Source organism: Planococcus antarcticus DSM 14505, from assembly GCF_001687565.2.
GTDB classification, from domain to species: domain Bacteria; phylum Bacillota; class Bacilli; order Bacillales_A; family Planococcaceae; genus Planococcus; species Planococcus antarcticus.
Window position 1 is genome coordinate 2,673,580 of record NZ_CP016534.2, and the last position, 14,092, is coordinate 2,687,671.

Sequence of the window (14,092 nt, forward strand, 5' to 3'; positions counted from 1 at the left end):
AGAAACTTCAATCAAAGTCATACCAACCCTTAAAACGTGATAAAAAGAAAAATCAAGGAATTTCTTCCTTGATTCTTCAACTGTTGTTTCTCTTTATTCTTCATTTGCTGCCAATGCCTGATCGATGACATCTCTACCAATCTGATCCTCATATTTTGTGTAGACGGATTCTGCCGCTTCGCGGAATTCATTGCGCTGCTCATCCGTCAAATCATTTACTTGCATACCTTCTGACTCAAGCTGATCAAGGAATTCGCCATCCTGCTGCTGAGCCAATTCACGCTGTTCCGTACGGAAGTCTTCAGCTGCTTCTGTAATGATGTCCTGAAGATCATCCGGCAGGCTATTATAGAAATCGTCGTTCACCAACAATGCCGTTGCTGCATATACGTGGCCTGTCAATGTCAGGTAATCCTGCACTTCATAGAATTTGTTTGTGTAATAAAGGGAAATCGGACAATCCATTGCATCATACGTGCCTTGCTGAAGCGCTGTATAAAGTTCTCCAAAAGCAAATGGCGAGGCATTTGCACCAAAAGCATTAAAGGTGTCTGTATGCAACGGGCTTTCCAATGTCCGCATCTTCAATCCCTGCATATCTTCTGGCGATTCAATCGGTCCTTCATTGTTGGAAACGTGGCGGAATCCATTCTCGCCAAAAACCAAGCCTTTCATGCCGTTATTTTCGAGGTCAGCTAATAATTCCTGGCCCAGTTCACCATCTAATGCCCGATATGCCGCTTCATTGTTATTGAACAGGAAAGGCAAATCGAATACCTGGAACTTTTCGTTGAATGAAGCCATAGCCGCTACAGCTGGAATAGTCATTTCAACATTTCCAAGCTGGACCGCTTCAATCGCTTCTCGGTCTGAACCGTACAATTGACCATTCGGGTATAACTCTACTTTTAACTGGCCATCTGATTCAGACTCCAACTTTTCCTTAAATGCCACTGCTGCGATATGGGAAGATTGTTCTTCTGGAACTAGGTGAGCAAGACGAATCGTGAAGGTTTCGTCACTGTTTTCGCCGTCTTCAGTAGTCGTTCCGCTATCCGGTCTTCCGCAGGCTGATAAGATAAATAATCCGATAAGAAATAGTCCAAGTAATTTTTTCATAGTTCCTCCTGTGTGATGTATTTCAGCAGCCGGCTTTCAATATTGTCCAAATGGATAGCCAATTGCTGTTTGGCGTTAGTCAGATTGCCCTCTTCAATTGCGTGGAGAATGGACAGGTGTTCTTCGTATGCTTTTTTTGCGCTGTCAGCAGCAGTATCAGATAACAATAGAAACGCCCTGCTTCCGCCGCTGTTGATACCTTTTATCATTTCTTTCAAGCGATTATTGGTATGGTTCTGGTATAGATAGGAATGAAATTCCTGATCCAAATCCATAAATTCCACAACTTTTTTTGCCTGAACAGCCAGTAATTGATGGTTCACATTTTCCTTGATTTGCCGTATGACAGGCTGTTGATCTGCCTTTGACAGATTTTCAAGTCCATGGATTTCCAATAACCTGCGAAGCTCCATTATTTCGATGACATCCTGATAAGTAAAAGCCGCTACTACCGCAGGCCTTGGTTTTCTTAACTCAATAAGCGCATCAACAGCCAGCCTTTTCAACGCTTCCCTCAAAGGAGTTCGACTGATTCCAAGTTCCAGCGCTAGTTTTTCTTCCGGTAGCTCCTGGCCTGGCTTTAGCTTTCCGGTAATAATCATTTTCTTAATATACTCGTATGCTTGATCTGCCAGCGTAGCCTGCTTTATGATTTTTTCCATAATTCCTCCCCTCTACATAATTAGTTGGTACAGTGTATACTGTATACAGAAAGTATAGAATAGACAGATTTGTTTGTATAGTAAAAAACACAATTTTCTAACATTTTTTCGAGATTCTTATTTGTCCTCAGTGATACAAAGCCGCAATTTTTTCTCCACCTATTTTTATTCTAAGGAGCCTACTTAAATGACAAAACATTGGATCATACAATTACTAAACACGTTACATACAGATCAATGCTCAATGAGCGTTAGTGAACGATATCGACATAGCCACGATGAGTCCGACCATGCGCCTTCAGAACCCGAAATTGTCTGCTTCCCAGAATCAACTGACGATGTGAGAGTCATAATGAATATTGCCCGTGAAGCTTCCGTACCTGTTACGCCATTTGGTGTTGGCTCTGGTCTGGAAGGCCAGGCCATTCCCTTGAGTGGCGGTATATCAATCAACTTTGAACGCATGAATCAAATAGTGAAATTTTCACCGGAGGACTTGTTGGTTACGGTCCAACCCGGTATCACACGCCTGCAATTAAACAGCATCATCAATCGGCATGGCCTTCAATTTCCGGTGGATCCCGGCGCAGATGCTACCATCGGCGGGATGGCAGCCAATAATGCCAGTGGAACGACCGCTGTCCGCTACGGCGTCATGCGCGATCAAATCATGGATTTGGAAGTCGTACTGGCAGACGGTACCGTGCTGCACACCGGTACAAAAGCTAAAAAATCGTCTTCTGGCTATCATTTAACTGGTTTATTCACCGGATCAGAGGGCACGCTTGGCATCATTACGGAAGTCACTTTAAAACTTCACGGGATTCCGGAGCACACCATCGCTGCCAGCTGTACGTTCGAAACTCCCTATGAATGTGCAGAAGCGGCGCATACGATATTGCTGAGCGGCATTCCTGTGCAGCGCATGGAGTTCGTAGATGCTTATAGCATCGCGAAAGTGAATGTATATGGAAACTATGGACTACCCGAGAAGCACTCCCTTTTCTTCGAGTTTGCTGGCATGAAAGCTGCAGCTGAAGAAGAAGCCGCCATGGCCCAGGAACTACTGACCGATATGGATTGTGAAAACTGGCGTGTTGCAGCGGATTCGGAAGAACGGGCATTGATTTGGAAAGCCCGTCATGAAATGGCTTACGCCTATCGGCATCAGGCTGGAATGACGATTACCGGAGGAGACGTCTGCGTCCCGATTTCAAAGCTACCCGATTTGATCGATTATGCCCGAGAACTCATTGCAAAAAGCGGATTGGAAGGCGGAATTTTGGGACATATTGGCGATGGCAATTTCCATACCTCGATTGCTTACGATGCTAAGGATCCCGCCCAGCAGCTTGCCGCCGAAGAAATCAATGAAAAACTTGCCTACCGCGCAATCAAAATGGAAGGCACATGTACTGGTGAACATGGTGTCGGCCTTGGCAAGATGAAATACCAGGATGCTGAACATGGCGCAGCCGTTGCTGTCATGAAAAATATGAAAAAAATGTTAGATCCCGATAATTTGCTGAATCCCGGAAAAATTTTCGCATAGAAAAAACCAGTTGGAATGACGCCAACTGGTTTTTTGGGGGATTATGGCACATCATCAGAACCCGAGCCGTTCTCTGACACTTGCTGCGTAGTTCTGACTGACCGGCAAAATCGACCCGTCTCTAAGTGTCAGTTGGTAGTTCGAAGCGATATCACGAGAGATTTCTTCTATATAATTGATGTTGACGATATAAGAACGGTGAATTGGCAAAAAGCTGTCTGGCAATTGATGCTTCAGGTTTTTTAACGTATGGATGGAGCAATAGGTTTCGTTGTCTGTATAGAACCAAGTTTTCTTTTGGCTGCTTTCAATATGAGAGACTTTATCTACCGGAACCGGCCGCCATGTTTCATCTATCTTGCCAGTCAGGAATCGGATTGGCTGTTTTTTGCGGATCAAGTAATCGGGTGGCAGGATGATGACCAAAACCCCTTCTTTATCTCCTATTCTTATTGGATAGCCAATTCCGTAGTAAGCTGTTCCCAGAATCGATTCCTCGACAAACATTTCGATACGATGGCCTTCCTTTTTAGCACGTGCAGCAATACTGCCAGTCAGCACCGGCTGGCCTTCCTGAATCTGCAGGTCATGAACACCAGCTTTATAGTAGATATAACTATCCCCTATAGCAATTGCAATCGATGCTTCTTTTGGAATCCAGTCCCCGATAATAAAACCCATTTGCTCTAGCACACTGATTTCCATACCACAACTCCCCTTTCAGATGTGTTCATTCCTCTTTAACAATTAGTAAGACCTACTCTGTTCAAAGCAGAAGATTAACTAACCTTAAAAATCTGACTGTCTAAACTAGCACTCAGAGAAGTGAAGAGAATCTGCACTGAGTGAAACTTCTCTTTATCGTCCAATAATTGCTTTTATCGCTGAATATTCCTTTCCGTCCAATTTATAAGACAGTAAGAATTTTCTGTTATATATTAATATACATCAAAGTAAACTGTATTAATACAGTTGTTCGAATTTTTTTCAGAAAGGGATGATTTATTTGTTAACCAAATCGACTGTGACCATAAAAGGGAAAGAAGTTCGGGGAATGGAGACCATTTTAACTCCTGAAGCATTGGATTTTATTGAAAAACTGCATACAACTTTTGATAAGCGTCGAGTCAAACTTCTGGAAAAACGGCAGACGCGCCAAAAAGAAATCGATGCTGGGAAGAAACTGGACTTTCTACCTGAGACTAAGCATATCCGAAAAAATAATTGGACGATTGCACCTCTTCCGGAAGATATGAAAGACCGTCGCGTTGAAATCACAGGCCCGACCAACCGGAAAATGCTGATCAACGCATTGAACTCTGGTGCCAAGATGTTCATGGCAGATTTAGAAGATGCTACCGCCCCCAATTGGTTCAACGTCATTGATGGTCAGGTGAATTTACGCGATGCGGTTCGGCGCCAAATTGATTTTGAAGTTCCGGAAACCGGAAAAAAATATGCCTTAACTGAAAAAACAGCAGTCCTTATGGTTCGCCCACGCGGCTGGCATCTCATGGAAAAGAATATCCACATTAATGGACAGCCCATTTCCGGCAGCCTTGTCGATTTCGGATTATACTTTTTCCACAACGCACAGGAATTGATTGACCGCGGCACCGGCCCTTATTTCTATCTTCCAAAATTGGAAAGCCATTTGGAAGCCCGCCTCTGGAACGACGTTTTCGTTTTCGCACAAGATGAACTGGGAATTCCACAAGGGTCGATTCGTGCAACCGTATTGATCGAAACTATTTTAGCCGCGTTTGAAATGGATGAAATTCTATACGAATTACGTGATCATTCTGCCGGCCTGAACTGCGGGCGCTGGGATTATATCTTCAGTGTCATCAAGCGAATGCGCAATTTGCCGGAATACATTTTCCCGGATCGCTCACAAGTAACGATGACCGTACCTTTTATGCGGGCCTATACGCAGCTGTGCATCAAAACCTGCCATAAGCGCAACGCACCAGCTCTCGGCGGCATGGCTGCTCAGATTCCGGTCAAAGGCAATGATGAAGCAAACGCAACAGCGTTCCAAAAAGTCACGGAAGATAAACGACGTGAAGCGATGGACGGTCACGATGGAACATGGGTCGCACATCCAGGAATGGTCGCGATCGCCATGGAACAATTTGATGAGCATATGCCAACTCCTAATCAGATCGATAAAAAGCGTGATGATGTTCAAGTAACCGCTGAACAACTGGTTGATGTTCCAACGGGTTCGATCACCGAAGAAGGCCTCCGTTCCAATATTTCAGTCGGTATCCAATACATCGCTTCCTGGCTGTCCGGTAACGGTGCCGCTCCGATCAATAACCTGATGGAGGACGCAGCTACCGCTGAAATTTCCCGCTCTCAAGTGTGGCAATGGATCCGCCATCCGAAAGGAATTCTGGAAGACGGCCGAAAAATTGACGTCTCTCTATTCCATGAAGTCATTGAAGATGAAGCCGCCAAGATCCAGCAGGCGGTCGGCGAAGCGAACTATTCATCCGGACATTACGCGGAAGCCCGTGAGTTGTTTACAAACCTTACATTGCAAAGTGATTTTGCTGAATTCCTGACACTGCCTGGGTATGAAATACTAAACTAAACTACTGGAGGAGATCACGATGAAAAACATGCAAACTTACGAAACTCGTTCAAAAAAGGAATGCCGGGAATGTGGATGCGAGATAAAGGAACAACGCGAATCGATTATTTATGAGTGCGAACGCTGTATAGGGCATCAAGAGGAATAACGTAAAAAAGAGGAAACCCAGTAAATTGGTTTTCCTCTCAGACTGTAGACAAACTCGATCATTAGAGTTGTCTACAGTTTTTTTGTCAGAAGTAAATTGCTCCGAACGATTTGTTTAGAGCGAAGACGATTGCTCCTGCGCAAGCTCGTCGGAAAGGAGGAGCCAAAATCGCCTCTCCTTGGCTCCCGCTAGAAGCTAGGAAGAGCGCCTGCCTTCTAGCTTCGCCTACCCCATGGACGCGCCATCGCTGGTATGAGCTTCTCCTTTTATGAAGATTGGCAAACAGCTTCTTTTCCTACTTGGTTATCGTCTTTACTAGTAGTTATATTATTCCCTTATTTTTTCTAATAATCTCTCTTGATCATTAAATTGAATTTTCCCGATTTTCCCTTCTACCGGCACGATGGCTTCTCCTTTAAAATCAAACGTCTCGGTTTCTCTTGATTCATTTTCATACATGACTTGGAATGTGGACGTATACAAGGTCTTCTCGATTTCGTTTTGAGTGATTTCAATTTCAGAAGTGTTTAATTTGTATTCTTGATCTGAATAACTATAGATAAACGCATCTGTATTACTAAAGGTTTCATAGGCATTTTCAGTAAAATAAGGAGCATACGTATTGCTCATGTAATCGATTAATGCTTTTTATTCTGGCCCTTTCATCCACACGGCGTATTCTTCTTCATTCATCTCGGCTGTTTGGATTTCTGTTGCTGCGTCCCATAGTTCTCGATACTTTTTGTCTGGACCAGTGAATTGTTTTTCAATGACGGCTTGAATTGCCGCTTTGTCTTTTTCGATTGAGTGGGTTGTTTTTTCAGCTTCTACTGCTTTTGCTTTCTCGTTGTCAGAACACCCGACGATGAGTAGGCAAGAAACGAGTACTAGCAGTAATCCTAAAAGCCGCTTACTTCTTATGAAAATGTTCATCCTTATTCCCCCTTTGAATTCACTACACGTAGTTTATAAAAAAGTAATTTACTGTTGTACGAACCCACTCTCAATAAGTTCCATTTTTTCACAATAAAAAACACCCTCACTACTCATCATTCAGGTTGATTAAACCTTGAGAACTGGGGTGCTGATATTATGATGAAATTTTTGTTGAAGGACTATATTGCATTTTTTAATCAAGCAATTCTTAGACAGTTGATTTATTCTTGGTTAGATGATTTGAAACGGTAGCGGGTATCTTCTTCAAGTTTATTAAAAACTTCGATATAACGGATACCGCCTTGTTCGCGTTCATCGGGCGCTTCGTCTCCGTCGAGAATTTCAGCGAGCGGACGAGCTTCAGGTTCGATGATTGCTGAATCATAATCATGCATCAAACCTTGGAGCTCCTTATAAGTTTTAATGTCTTTGTCTTTTTTCACTTCTTCAAATAACCGTTCTGACTCATCTTGTGATAATTCCACGTACCCAACGGTGATATGCTGCTTTTCCATCCAAAAACCTCCTGTAGCTTAATCAGTCATTTCTTCTTCTATACCCATCAAGTAAAATTTCATAAACCTGCAACTGCCATTCACTGGAAGAGGGCTTCGATTTCAGCTATGATGGAGACAGCAGAAAAAATTGAGAAACCGGAGTTGATCGCTTTGCGCGTAGCCATATTCGATTTTGATGGAACTTTGTATTCGAAGGAAACTTTCCAGCTGATGATGGACCATTTAAAGAACCATCCCGAACATAGCAGGCGCTACCGCCAATTTTACCGAGCTATCATGCCTCCTTATATAGGTCATAAGTTGAAAATCTATCCGGAATGGAAAATGCGTGAACGTTCTGTTCAAGCCTATTTGTCTGCATTGGAAACTTTTACACAAACTGAACTTGAGCAGTATTTTGGTGAAATTGCTGAGCGGATGCACGATGATATGAACCCGAATGTTGTTGAACGACTGAAAAAACACGTTGCTAACAATGATTACGTTATGCTCGTATCGGGAGCTTTTACTCCACTTCTTCACGCTGTCACGGAACAGCTGCCGATTAAAACCATCATCGGGACTGAGATTCTTTATAAAAATAACATTCTAGACCACCGGACACCATTGTCGCATATTCAAGGATCGCTAAAAACGATAAAAATTAAAGAAGCACTCGAAGGCTGGGACATTGACTGGGGCAATAGTTATGCATACGGTGACAGCTTTTCGGACTTGCCTGTACTGGAACTTGTCGGCCATCCTGTAGCCGTACAACCTAAACCTAAATTGCGTACAGTGGCCGAGCGGCGTAACTGGGAAATCATTAGATTATAGAAAAAACGGATCGCAATTGCGATCCGTTTTTTTATGTTTCATTCAATACTTTAATACAAATCTGAATACCCTTTAGCAGATCCTCATGGGACCAGCTTGGAATTCGGCCATGCTGAATCGCTAATTCATGCGATGCTGGAATATGGATAAAGCCTGTCTGCAGACCCGGTTTATTGATTTTAGCGTAATGCAATCCTTCGTACATAACGTTATTGCATAGATACGCACCCGCTGTATTAGAAATAGCTGCAGGCAGACCATTTGCAAGCAGGCGATCGACCATTTTCCGGACAGGCAATGTAGACAAATACGCCGCTTCCCCGTCTTTCCGGATCGGTTCATCGACGGGTTTGTTGCCTTCGTTGTCAGCATCTCCGTCTTTAACATTTAGCGCAATCCGCTCCGGTGTGATTTTATACCGCCCTGCTGCAAGTCCAAGAGAAATGACTGCATCCGGTTTTTCTTCATCGATGAAATCGATCAAAGACCCTCCTGACAAATTGAAGTCCACAGGCATAATCTTCCCGACAATCCGGTAGTTTCCGGTTATTGTCCCATCCAGCGCTTCCACTATTTTCATCGTCGGATTGACCGTATAATCCAAAAAAGGTTCGAAACCGGTCAATAATAATTTTTTCAATCTTATCGCCCCCTATTTCAAGTTGAGCTACCGATATTCATCTGTCCATGTTTCACACTGCTTTTTTGGATAATTATGCAGCAATAGAAAATTGCTTATTTACCGGCTAATTTCTCCACGCGGCTTTGTGCGGAGATTATGCCTGAAGTGGCGCACAGAAAGTGAAGTACTTTATCAATAAGCTCTCCACCAGTTGAAAAGCAGCGAATAGCCGCCTCTTCTTTTCAACTTGCCTATTCGTTGTTTCGCTATTATACCCAATTCAGCTCTTTTTTCCCAGAAAGCATACTCAAATCGAATAAACTATCAGAAAATACAAACTATTTTTTCTTTAATAAAAAAACTTCTCAAATCTTATCTCTTATGTTAAAATTCATTACAACGAATAATTATACATAAAACAGGAGGAATATACATGATTAAAAACAAACCCTTTATCGCTTTATTCGCATCATCTGTTTTATTATTAGGGGCTTGCGGAAGCTCTACCGAAGATGAATCAGACTCTTCAGAGGAAAAAGAAGTTTTGGAAATGGCAACATCCGCTGAATTCGCTCCATTTGAATCACGTAACCCAGAAGGAGACATTGTCGGATTCGACATCGATCTTGCGAATCATATTGCAGACGAACTCGGCTATGAACTTGAAATCACAGACATGAAATTTGATGGCTTGATCGGTGCTTTGCAAAACGATCGTGTCGACATGGTCATCGCCGGCATGTCAGCAACCGATTCCCGTAAAGAAAACGTTGACTTCTCAACAGAATACAACCATTCTGGCGAAATGTTCGTCACAACCAAAGATTCAGAGCTTGCTAGCCTTGGGTCATTGGAAGGTAAAATAGTTGGCGTCCAACTTGGAACGATTCAGGAAGAAGGCGCGAAGAGTATCATTGCAGAGGAAGGCATCAATTTTGAATTGAAGGCTTTGGACGATTCTGGGGCATTGATCCAGGAAATCTTATCTGGTCGTATCGATGCTGCATACATGGATAAACAAGTCGCTCTTGGCTATATCGAAGCACAAGACCTTGGCGCATTTGATGATCCAACAACTGCTTCACCGGGTATGGCTGTCGCTTTCCCGAAAGGCAGTGAGCTTGTTGACGATGTTAATGGGGTACTTGCTGAAATGGAAGAAAGCGGCGAGCTCGATGAATTGAAGGAACAATGGCTGACTGAAGAAGAGTAAACTTACTTTTAGAAAAGAGTTGTAATCTATGAACCTGGATTTCTCACAAATAGTTCCCTATATCCCTTTCATGCTGGAAGGAATATGGACCACCTTAAAATTCGTGTTTTTCGCTATTATTCTGGGATCGATTCTCGGAACATTGCTGGCTTTACTCAAAATAGGCAGCATCAAGCCACTAAGATGGTTCGCCGATGCCTATACGTCCATATTCCGTGGAACACCGTTGATCCTGCAATTGATGATCATCTATTATTCCATTCCCCAACTGACTGGATATGATATTTCAGCATTTCTTTCTGCCATTCTGGCTTTTGGACTGAATTCATCCGCCTATATATCGGAAATCATCCGTGCCGGAATCCAGGCAGTTGACAAAGGACAAACGGAGGCTGCACAAGCTCTTGGTGTTCCTTATCGCTCGATGATGAAAGACATTATTTTGCCTCAAGCCTTGAAGAACATTCTGCCGGCTTTGATGAATGAATTCATCACCTTAACAAAAGAATCCGCCATCGTCTCGACCATCGGTTACCTTGATCTCATGAGACGCGCACAAGTGGTCGGAGCAGACTTGTTCCGTAACTTTGAACCGCTGTTATTTGTCGGCCTCATCTACTGGTGCCTAGTGATGGGATTGACAATGATCGGCAAAGTTTTCGAACGGAGGCTGAAGCAAAGTGATTAAAGTCCAGAACCTGTATAAAAAATTTGGCACCAATGAAGTGCTTAGTGACATTTCCACTGCTGTGACGAAAGGTGAAGTGGTGTCGATCATCGGCCCTTCTGGCTCAGGCAAGTCCACTTTCCTGCGCTGCTTAAATTTGTTGGAGCTACCAACTTCGGGCACCATCGAAATCAACGGCAAGAACTTGACGGCTTCTAAAAAAGAAATCCACAAGATCCGCCAGCAAATCGGTATGGTGTTTCAGCATTTTCATTTATTTCCTCATTTGACGGTACTTGAAAATCTAACCTATGCGCCTATGAAGGCAAAAGGCATCAAAAAAACCGAAGCGGAAATGAAAGCGCGCCTTCTACTGGAACGCGTCGGCTTATCTGAAAAAGAAAAGGCCTATCCGAACAGCCTGTCAGGCGGCCAGAAACAGCGTGTTGCGATTGCGCGTGCCTTGGCCATGGAACCCGAATTGATGCTGTTTGATGAACCAACATCGGCACTTGATCCGGAAATGGTCAAGGAAGTATTGGATGTCATGAAAGACTTGGCAAAATCCGGAATGACGATGGTCGTCGTGACGCATGAGATGGGCTTTGCCCGTGAAGTCGCAGACCGTGTCTTGTTTTTAGATCATGGTGTACTAGTCGAAGAGGGTCAACCGATTGAGTTTTTCAGTCATCCGAAAACCGCACGTGCTAAAGATTTTTTAGATAAAGTATTGTAGCAGGCATCCCGTGGGATGCCTGCTTTTTTTATGATATCTCTTTTTCTTCTTAGGGGTTGTTCATTTGATGCTCAAATATCGACAGTATTCCTCTAGTCTCCCCATGTTATAATCAAATTTGGCAAACACGCAGAAAACAGAGGTGGAAAATGTGTTTAGAAAACTAGTTATTTTAGTAGGAGTTGTATTTTTCATGTCGCTGATTATTTTTACAGCTGTCATGTTTTTAAAAAATGAAGTTGAACTTTATTCGGAAAACAATGTTTCCTTAACGGTTGAAAAACCGACTTTTATCACGCTTAGCGAACCCGAAGTCACAGAAAGTGGTTCAGACTTAACACAGGTATACAATATGACCTTGCTCGGATTGGATGTTGGCACGTATACATTGGTCGATCGATCGCTACAAAATGGCACGTCCCTCATTTTTGAGGAAATCAAAAACACTGGTTGGATCCCGTATACATTGTCGATGAATGTTAACAATCTGGAAGACTCTCGCTATAAGTCCTGGAATCCACAGCCAGTTGATAAACTCGACGAGACTAAATACGGTTCAGATCTCACCACCAATCCCTATGGGGTTTTCACGGCCGGAAACGGTGAAATCTTAATAGGCAATGTTTACGTATCGCGGAATTTGCAACTCGGCAATGGTGACCCGGTACAAGAACTGCGTCACGAAATTGCAGAATTCACAGTAGAAGAAAGCACCTTATCAAAAAACCTTTGGCTCCCTCCTAAACATACGAGTCAGACATGGCTGATGGCTTCTCAAGAACCATTATTCGAAACAGAAGAAGTGGAAGACGAATGGGTCGCCTTTTCACTCCAAAATCGACTGTCCCAGTTAAACTGGTTAACTCCGGAAGGGCCGTACGTCAAACTCGAATTGACGGACGACCCACGAACACAACTCGCCTATGGCTATATTGAAAAACGGACGGCAGACCTAACTTCCCTGGAATGGAATGAAACCTCTCCTTCCCTGTTCTTCGAATCCATGATTCTGAACGCACAAATCAATCAGCAATAATAAGCAAAAAACCGTTAGAGCTATTGCTCTAACAGTTTTTTTGCTTATAGTTGTTTTCCCGCAATAAACCTGCGGGATTCCAAGTGATTTCCCTTTATATTTAACAGAATATTCAGTATACTATAAGTGAGACAGGACTCCGCTTTCATTGCCATATGGCTGCTAAGTAGATAACGAGGAGGTTGGTTATAATGGAACGCAAGTTACTCGATCCACAAGAAGCCGAACTTCGTTCAGATGACGATTTCAATGCTATTCTGAATATGATTGGTGAAGGTGCACCTGATTACACAGCCTATGAAGAAGACGAGATTCCAAAAGAACGACGTCGGGAGGAAGACAAAGCGAAAGATCTGCTCTAAGTTCAAATTATCGCCTTTCCGCATGGGGAGGTGATTTTTTGCTTAGTCCATCATTTCTGCCACATAATCATACGACCGCAGGCGATCTTCCTGATGAAAGATTGGCGAGTTGACGATGACTTCGTTGGCTCTCGTTTTTTGGATAAAATTTTTCAACTTTTGTTTGACGACGCCCGGTGTTCCAACAATCATCGATTCAGAATCCAACTTGTCATGGAAAATCGCAATTTCACGATCCGTCCAAACTTCTCCAAGGTTGTCGATAGGCGGTTGGAACGTCGTCGGCTCGCCTCTCATCAAGGAGAACATCTGCTGTTGCGAAGAAGTTGCCAGCCACTCGGCACGTTCCTGTGTCTCCGCAACAATGATATTGACGCCAAGCATTGCGTAAGGCGACGCCAAAGCTGGAGAAGGTTTGAAATTTTGGTGGTACAACTGCAGCGCCTGCATCATATAATCCGGTGCAAAATGGCTGGCAAATGAAAACGGCAAGCCTTTTAATGCGGCAAGCTGTGCACTGAACCCGCTCGAACCCAATAGCCAAAGCGGAATCTTCAAATCAGTTCCAGGATAGGCACGAACACGTCCAACCGGATTTTCCGAAAAGTAATTTTCCAACTCTGCTACCTGCTGCGGAAAATCATCTCCGCTGTTCTGTATATTGCGGCGCAGTGCATGGGCTGTAGCCTGATCACTGCCCGGTGCACGACCGAGACCTAAATCGATACGTCCTGGATAAATGGTCTCTAGCGTTCCAAATTGCTCCGCAATGACAAGTGCTGCATGATTTGGCAACATGACACCTCCGGAACCCACACGAATAGAGCTAGTCGCTCCAGCAATATGTCCAATGAGAACCGACGTTGCTGAGCTGCCAATACCCGGCATATTATGGTGTTCAGCTAGCCAATAACGGTTGAACCCCAATCGCTCAACATACTGTGCCAATTCTACACTATTTTTGAATGTCTGCGCCGTTTCAGCACCTTCGTTTATCGGCGCCAAATCAAGCACCGACAATGGTATATTTTCGAATTTCTTAATCTGCATAATTACTTTCACTCCTATTCCCTTCCATTGTAGCGATGTTTATCTTAATCGTCCTT

At 43.5% G+C, this 14,092-nt stretch carries 17 protein-coding genes; 9 read left to right on the forward strand and 8 right to left on the reverse strand.

Features of this window, described 5'->3' with window-relative positions:
* Positions 1 to 93 precede the first annotated feature (93 nt).
* Positions 94 to 1,119 carry a TRAP transporter substrate-binding protein gene (locus tag BBH88_RS13350; protein WP_006829460.1) on the reverse strand — a complete coding sequence of 342 codons (1,026 nt, stop codon included), beginning with the start codon at positions 1,117 to 1,119 and terminating at the stop codon, positions 94 to 96.
* Positions 1,116 to 1,781, reverse strand: coding sequence for a GntR family transcriptional regulator (locus BBH88_RS13355; RefSeq protein ID WP_006829459.1), 666 nt, complete (start codon positions 1,779 to 1,781; stop codon positions 1,116 to 1,118). Before BBH88_RS13355 ends, BBH88_RS13350 begins: the two co-directional genes overlap by 4 nt.
* A 187-nt stretch (positions 1,782 to 1,968) precedes the next feature.
* On the opposite strand from BBH88_RS13355, the gene BBH88_RS13360 reads away from it, so the two are divergent.
* Complete coding sequence (locus BBH88_RS13360; protein ID WP_040852167.1) at positions 1,969 to 3,333, forward strand: FAD-binding oxidoreductase; 1,365 nt, start codon at positions 1,969 to 1,971, stop codon at positions 3,331 to 3,333.
* Between the two features lie 54 nt (positions 3,334 to 3,387).
* Here BBH88_RS13360 and BBH88_RS13365 read toward each other — a convergent pair whose 3' ends face one another.
* Positions 3,388 to 4,038, reverse strand: a complete 651-nt coding sequence (locus BBH88_RS13365) for a LytR/AlgR family response regulator transcription factor (RefSeq protein WP_065536696.1) — start codon at positions 4,036 to 4,038, stop codon at positions 3,388 to 3,390.
* A 292-nt stretch (positions 4,039 to 4,330) separates the two neighbouring features.
* On the opposite strand from BBH88_RS13365, the gene aceB reads away from it, so the two are divergent.
* Both aceB and BBH88_RS19485 read left to right on the forward strand, forming a co-directional pair.
* Entirely contained in the window at positions 4,331 to 5,932 is a 1,602-nt protein-coding gene (gene aceB, locus BBH88_RS13370; RefSeq protein WP_083387782.1) for a malate synthase A, read from the forward strand.
* Positions 5,933 to 5,951: 19 nt separating this feature from the next.
* Positions 5,952 to 6,080 (forward strand): YhfH family protein, encoded by a 129-nt coding sequence (locus BBH88_RS19485; protein WP_193781202.1) that lies wholly within the window; start codon positions 5,952 to 5,954, stop codon positions 6,078 to 6,080.
* A 327-nt stretch (positions 6,081 to 6,407) separates the two neighbouring features.
* On the opposite strand, the gene BBH88_RS19670 is transcribed toward BBH88_RS19485, so the two are convergent.
* From BBH88_RS19670 to BBH88_RS13380, 3 genes are all read right to left on the reverse strand, one after another.
* Entirely contained in the window at positions 6,408 to 6,710 is a 303-nt protein-coding gene (locus BBH88_RS19670) for a hypothetical protein (protein ID WP_238323318.1), read from the reverse strand.
* Between the two features lie 18 nt (positions 6,711 to 6,728).
* Positions 6,729 to 7,013 carry a hypothetical protein gene (locus tag BBH88_RS19675; protein WP_238323319.1) on the reverse strand — a complete coding sequence of 95 codons (285 nt, stop codon included), beginning with the start codon at positions 7,011 to 7,013 and terminating at the stop codon, positions 6,729 to 6,731.
* 224 nt (positions 7,014 to 7,237) lie between these two features.
* Entirely contained in the window at positions 7,238 to 7,531 is a 294-nt protein-coding gene (locus BBH88_RS13380; protein ID WP_006829453.1) for a hypothetical protein, read from the reverse strand.
* Between the two features lie 108 nt (positions 7,532 to 7,639).
* Between BBH88_RS13380 and BBH88_RS13385 the strand changes: the two genes are divergently transcribed.
* Positions 7,640 to 8,350, forward strand: a complete 711-nt coding sequence (locus BBH88_RS13385; RefSeq protein ID WP_083387783.1) for an HAD family hydrolase — start codon at positions 7,640 to 7,642, stop codon at positions 8,348 to 8,350.
* 31 nt (positions 8,351 to 8,381) lie between these two features.
* Here BBH88_RS13385 and pcp read toward each other — a convergent pair whose 3' ends face one another.
* On the reverse strand, positions 8,382 to 8,990 hold the full coding sequence (gene pcp / locus BBH88_RS13390; RefSeq protein WP_006829451.1) for a pyroglutamyl-peptidase I: 609 nt from the start codon (positions 8,988 to 8,990) through the stop codon (positions 8,382 to 8,384).
* A 415-nt stretch (positions 8,991 to 9,405) separates the two neighbouring features.
* Between pcp and BBH88_RS13395 the strand changes: the two genes are divergently transcribed.
* The 5 genes from BBH88_RS13395 (at position 9,406) to BBH88_RS19435 (ending at position 12,986) form a co-directional block, all read left to right on the forward strand.
* Positions 9,406 to 10,185, forward strand: a complete 780-nt coding sequence (locus tag BBH88_RS13395) for an ABC transporter substrate-binding protein (RefSeq protein WP_065536694.1) — start codon at positions 9,406 to 9,408, stop codon at positions 10,183 to 10,185.
* A 28-nt stretch (positions 10,186 to 10,213) separates the two neighbouring features.
* On the forward strand, positions 10,214 to 10,873 hold the full coding sequence (locus tag BBH88_RS13400) for an amino acid ABC transporter permease (protein WP_006829449.1): 660 nt from the start codon (positions 10,214 to 10,216) through the stop codon (positions 10,871 to 10,873).
* The gene (locus BBH88_RS13405; protein ID WP_006829448.1) at positions 10,866 to 11,588 is read left to right on the forward strand and encodes an amino acid ABC transporter ATP-binding protein; all 723 of its coding nucleotides are present in this window, start codon (positions 10,866 to 10,868) and stop codon (positions 11,586 to 11,588) included. Before BBH88_RS13400 ends, BBH88_RS13405 begins: the two co-directional genes overlap by 8 nt.
* 193 nt (positions 11,589 to 11,781) lie before the next feature.
* Entirely contained in the window at positions 11,782 to 12,624 is an 843-nt protein-coding gene (locus BBH88_RS13410; RefSeq protein ID WP_006829447.1) for a hypothetical protein, read from the forward strand.
* 191 nt (positions 12,625 to 12,815) lie between these two features.
* Entirely contained in the window at positions 12,816 to 12,986 is a 171-nt protein-coding gene (locus BBH88_RS19435) for a hypothetical protein (protein ID WP_169314369.1), read from the forward strand.
* A 42-nt stretch (positions 12,987 to 13,028) separates the two neighbouring features.
* Here BBH88_RS19435 and BBH88_RS13415 read toward each other — a convergent pair whose 3' ends face one another.
* Positions 13,029 to 14,036, reverse strand: coding sequence for an LLM class flavin-dependent oxidoreductase (locus BBH88_RS13415; protein ID WP_006829446.1), 1,008 nt, complete (start codon positions 14,034 to 14,036; stop codon positions 13,029 to 13,031).
* Positions 14,037 to 14,092 lie beyond the last annotated feature (56 nt).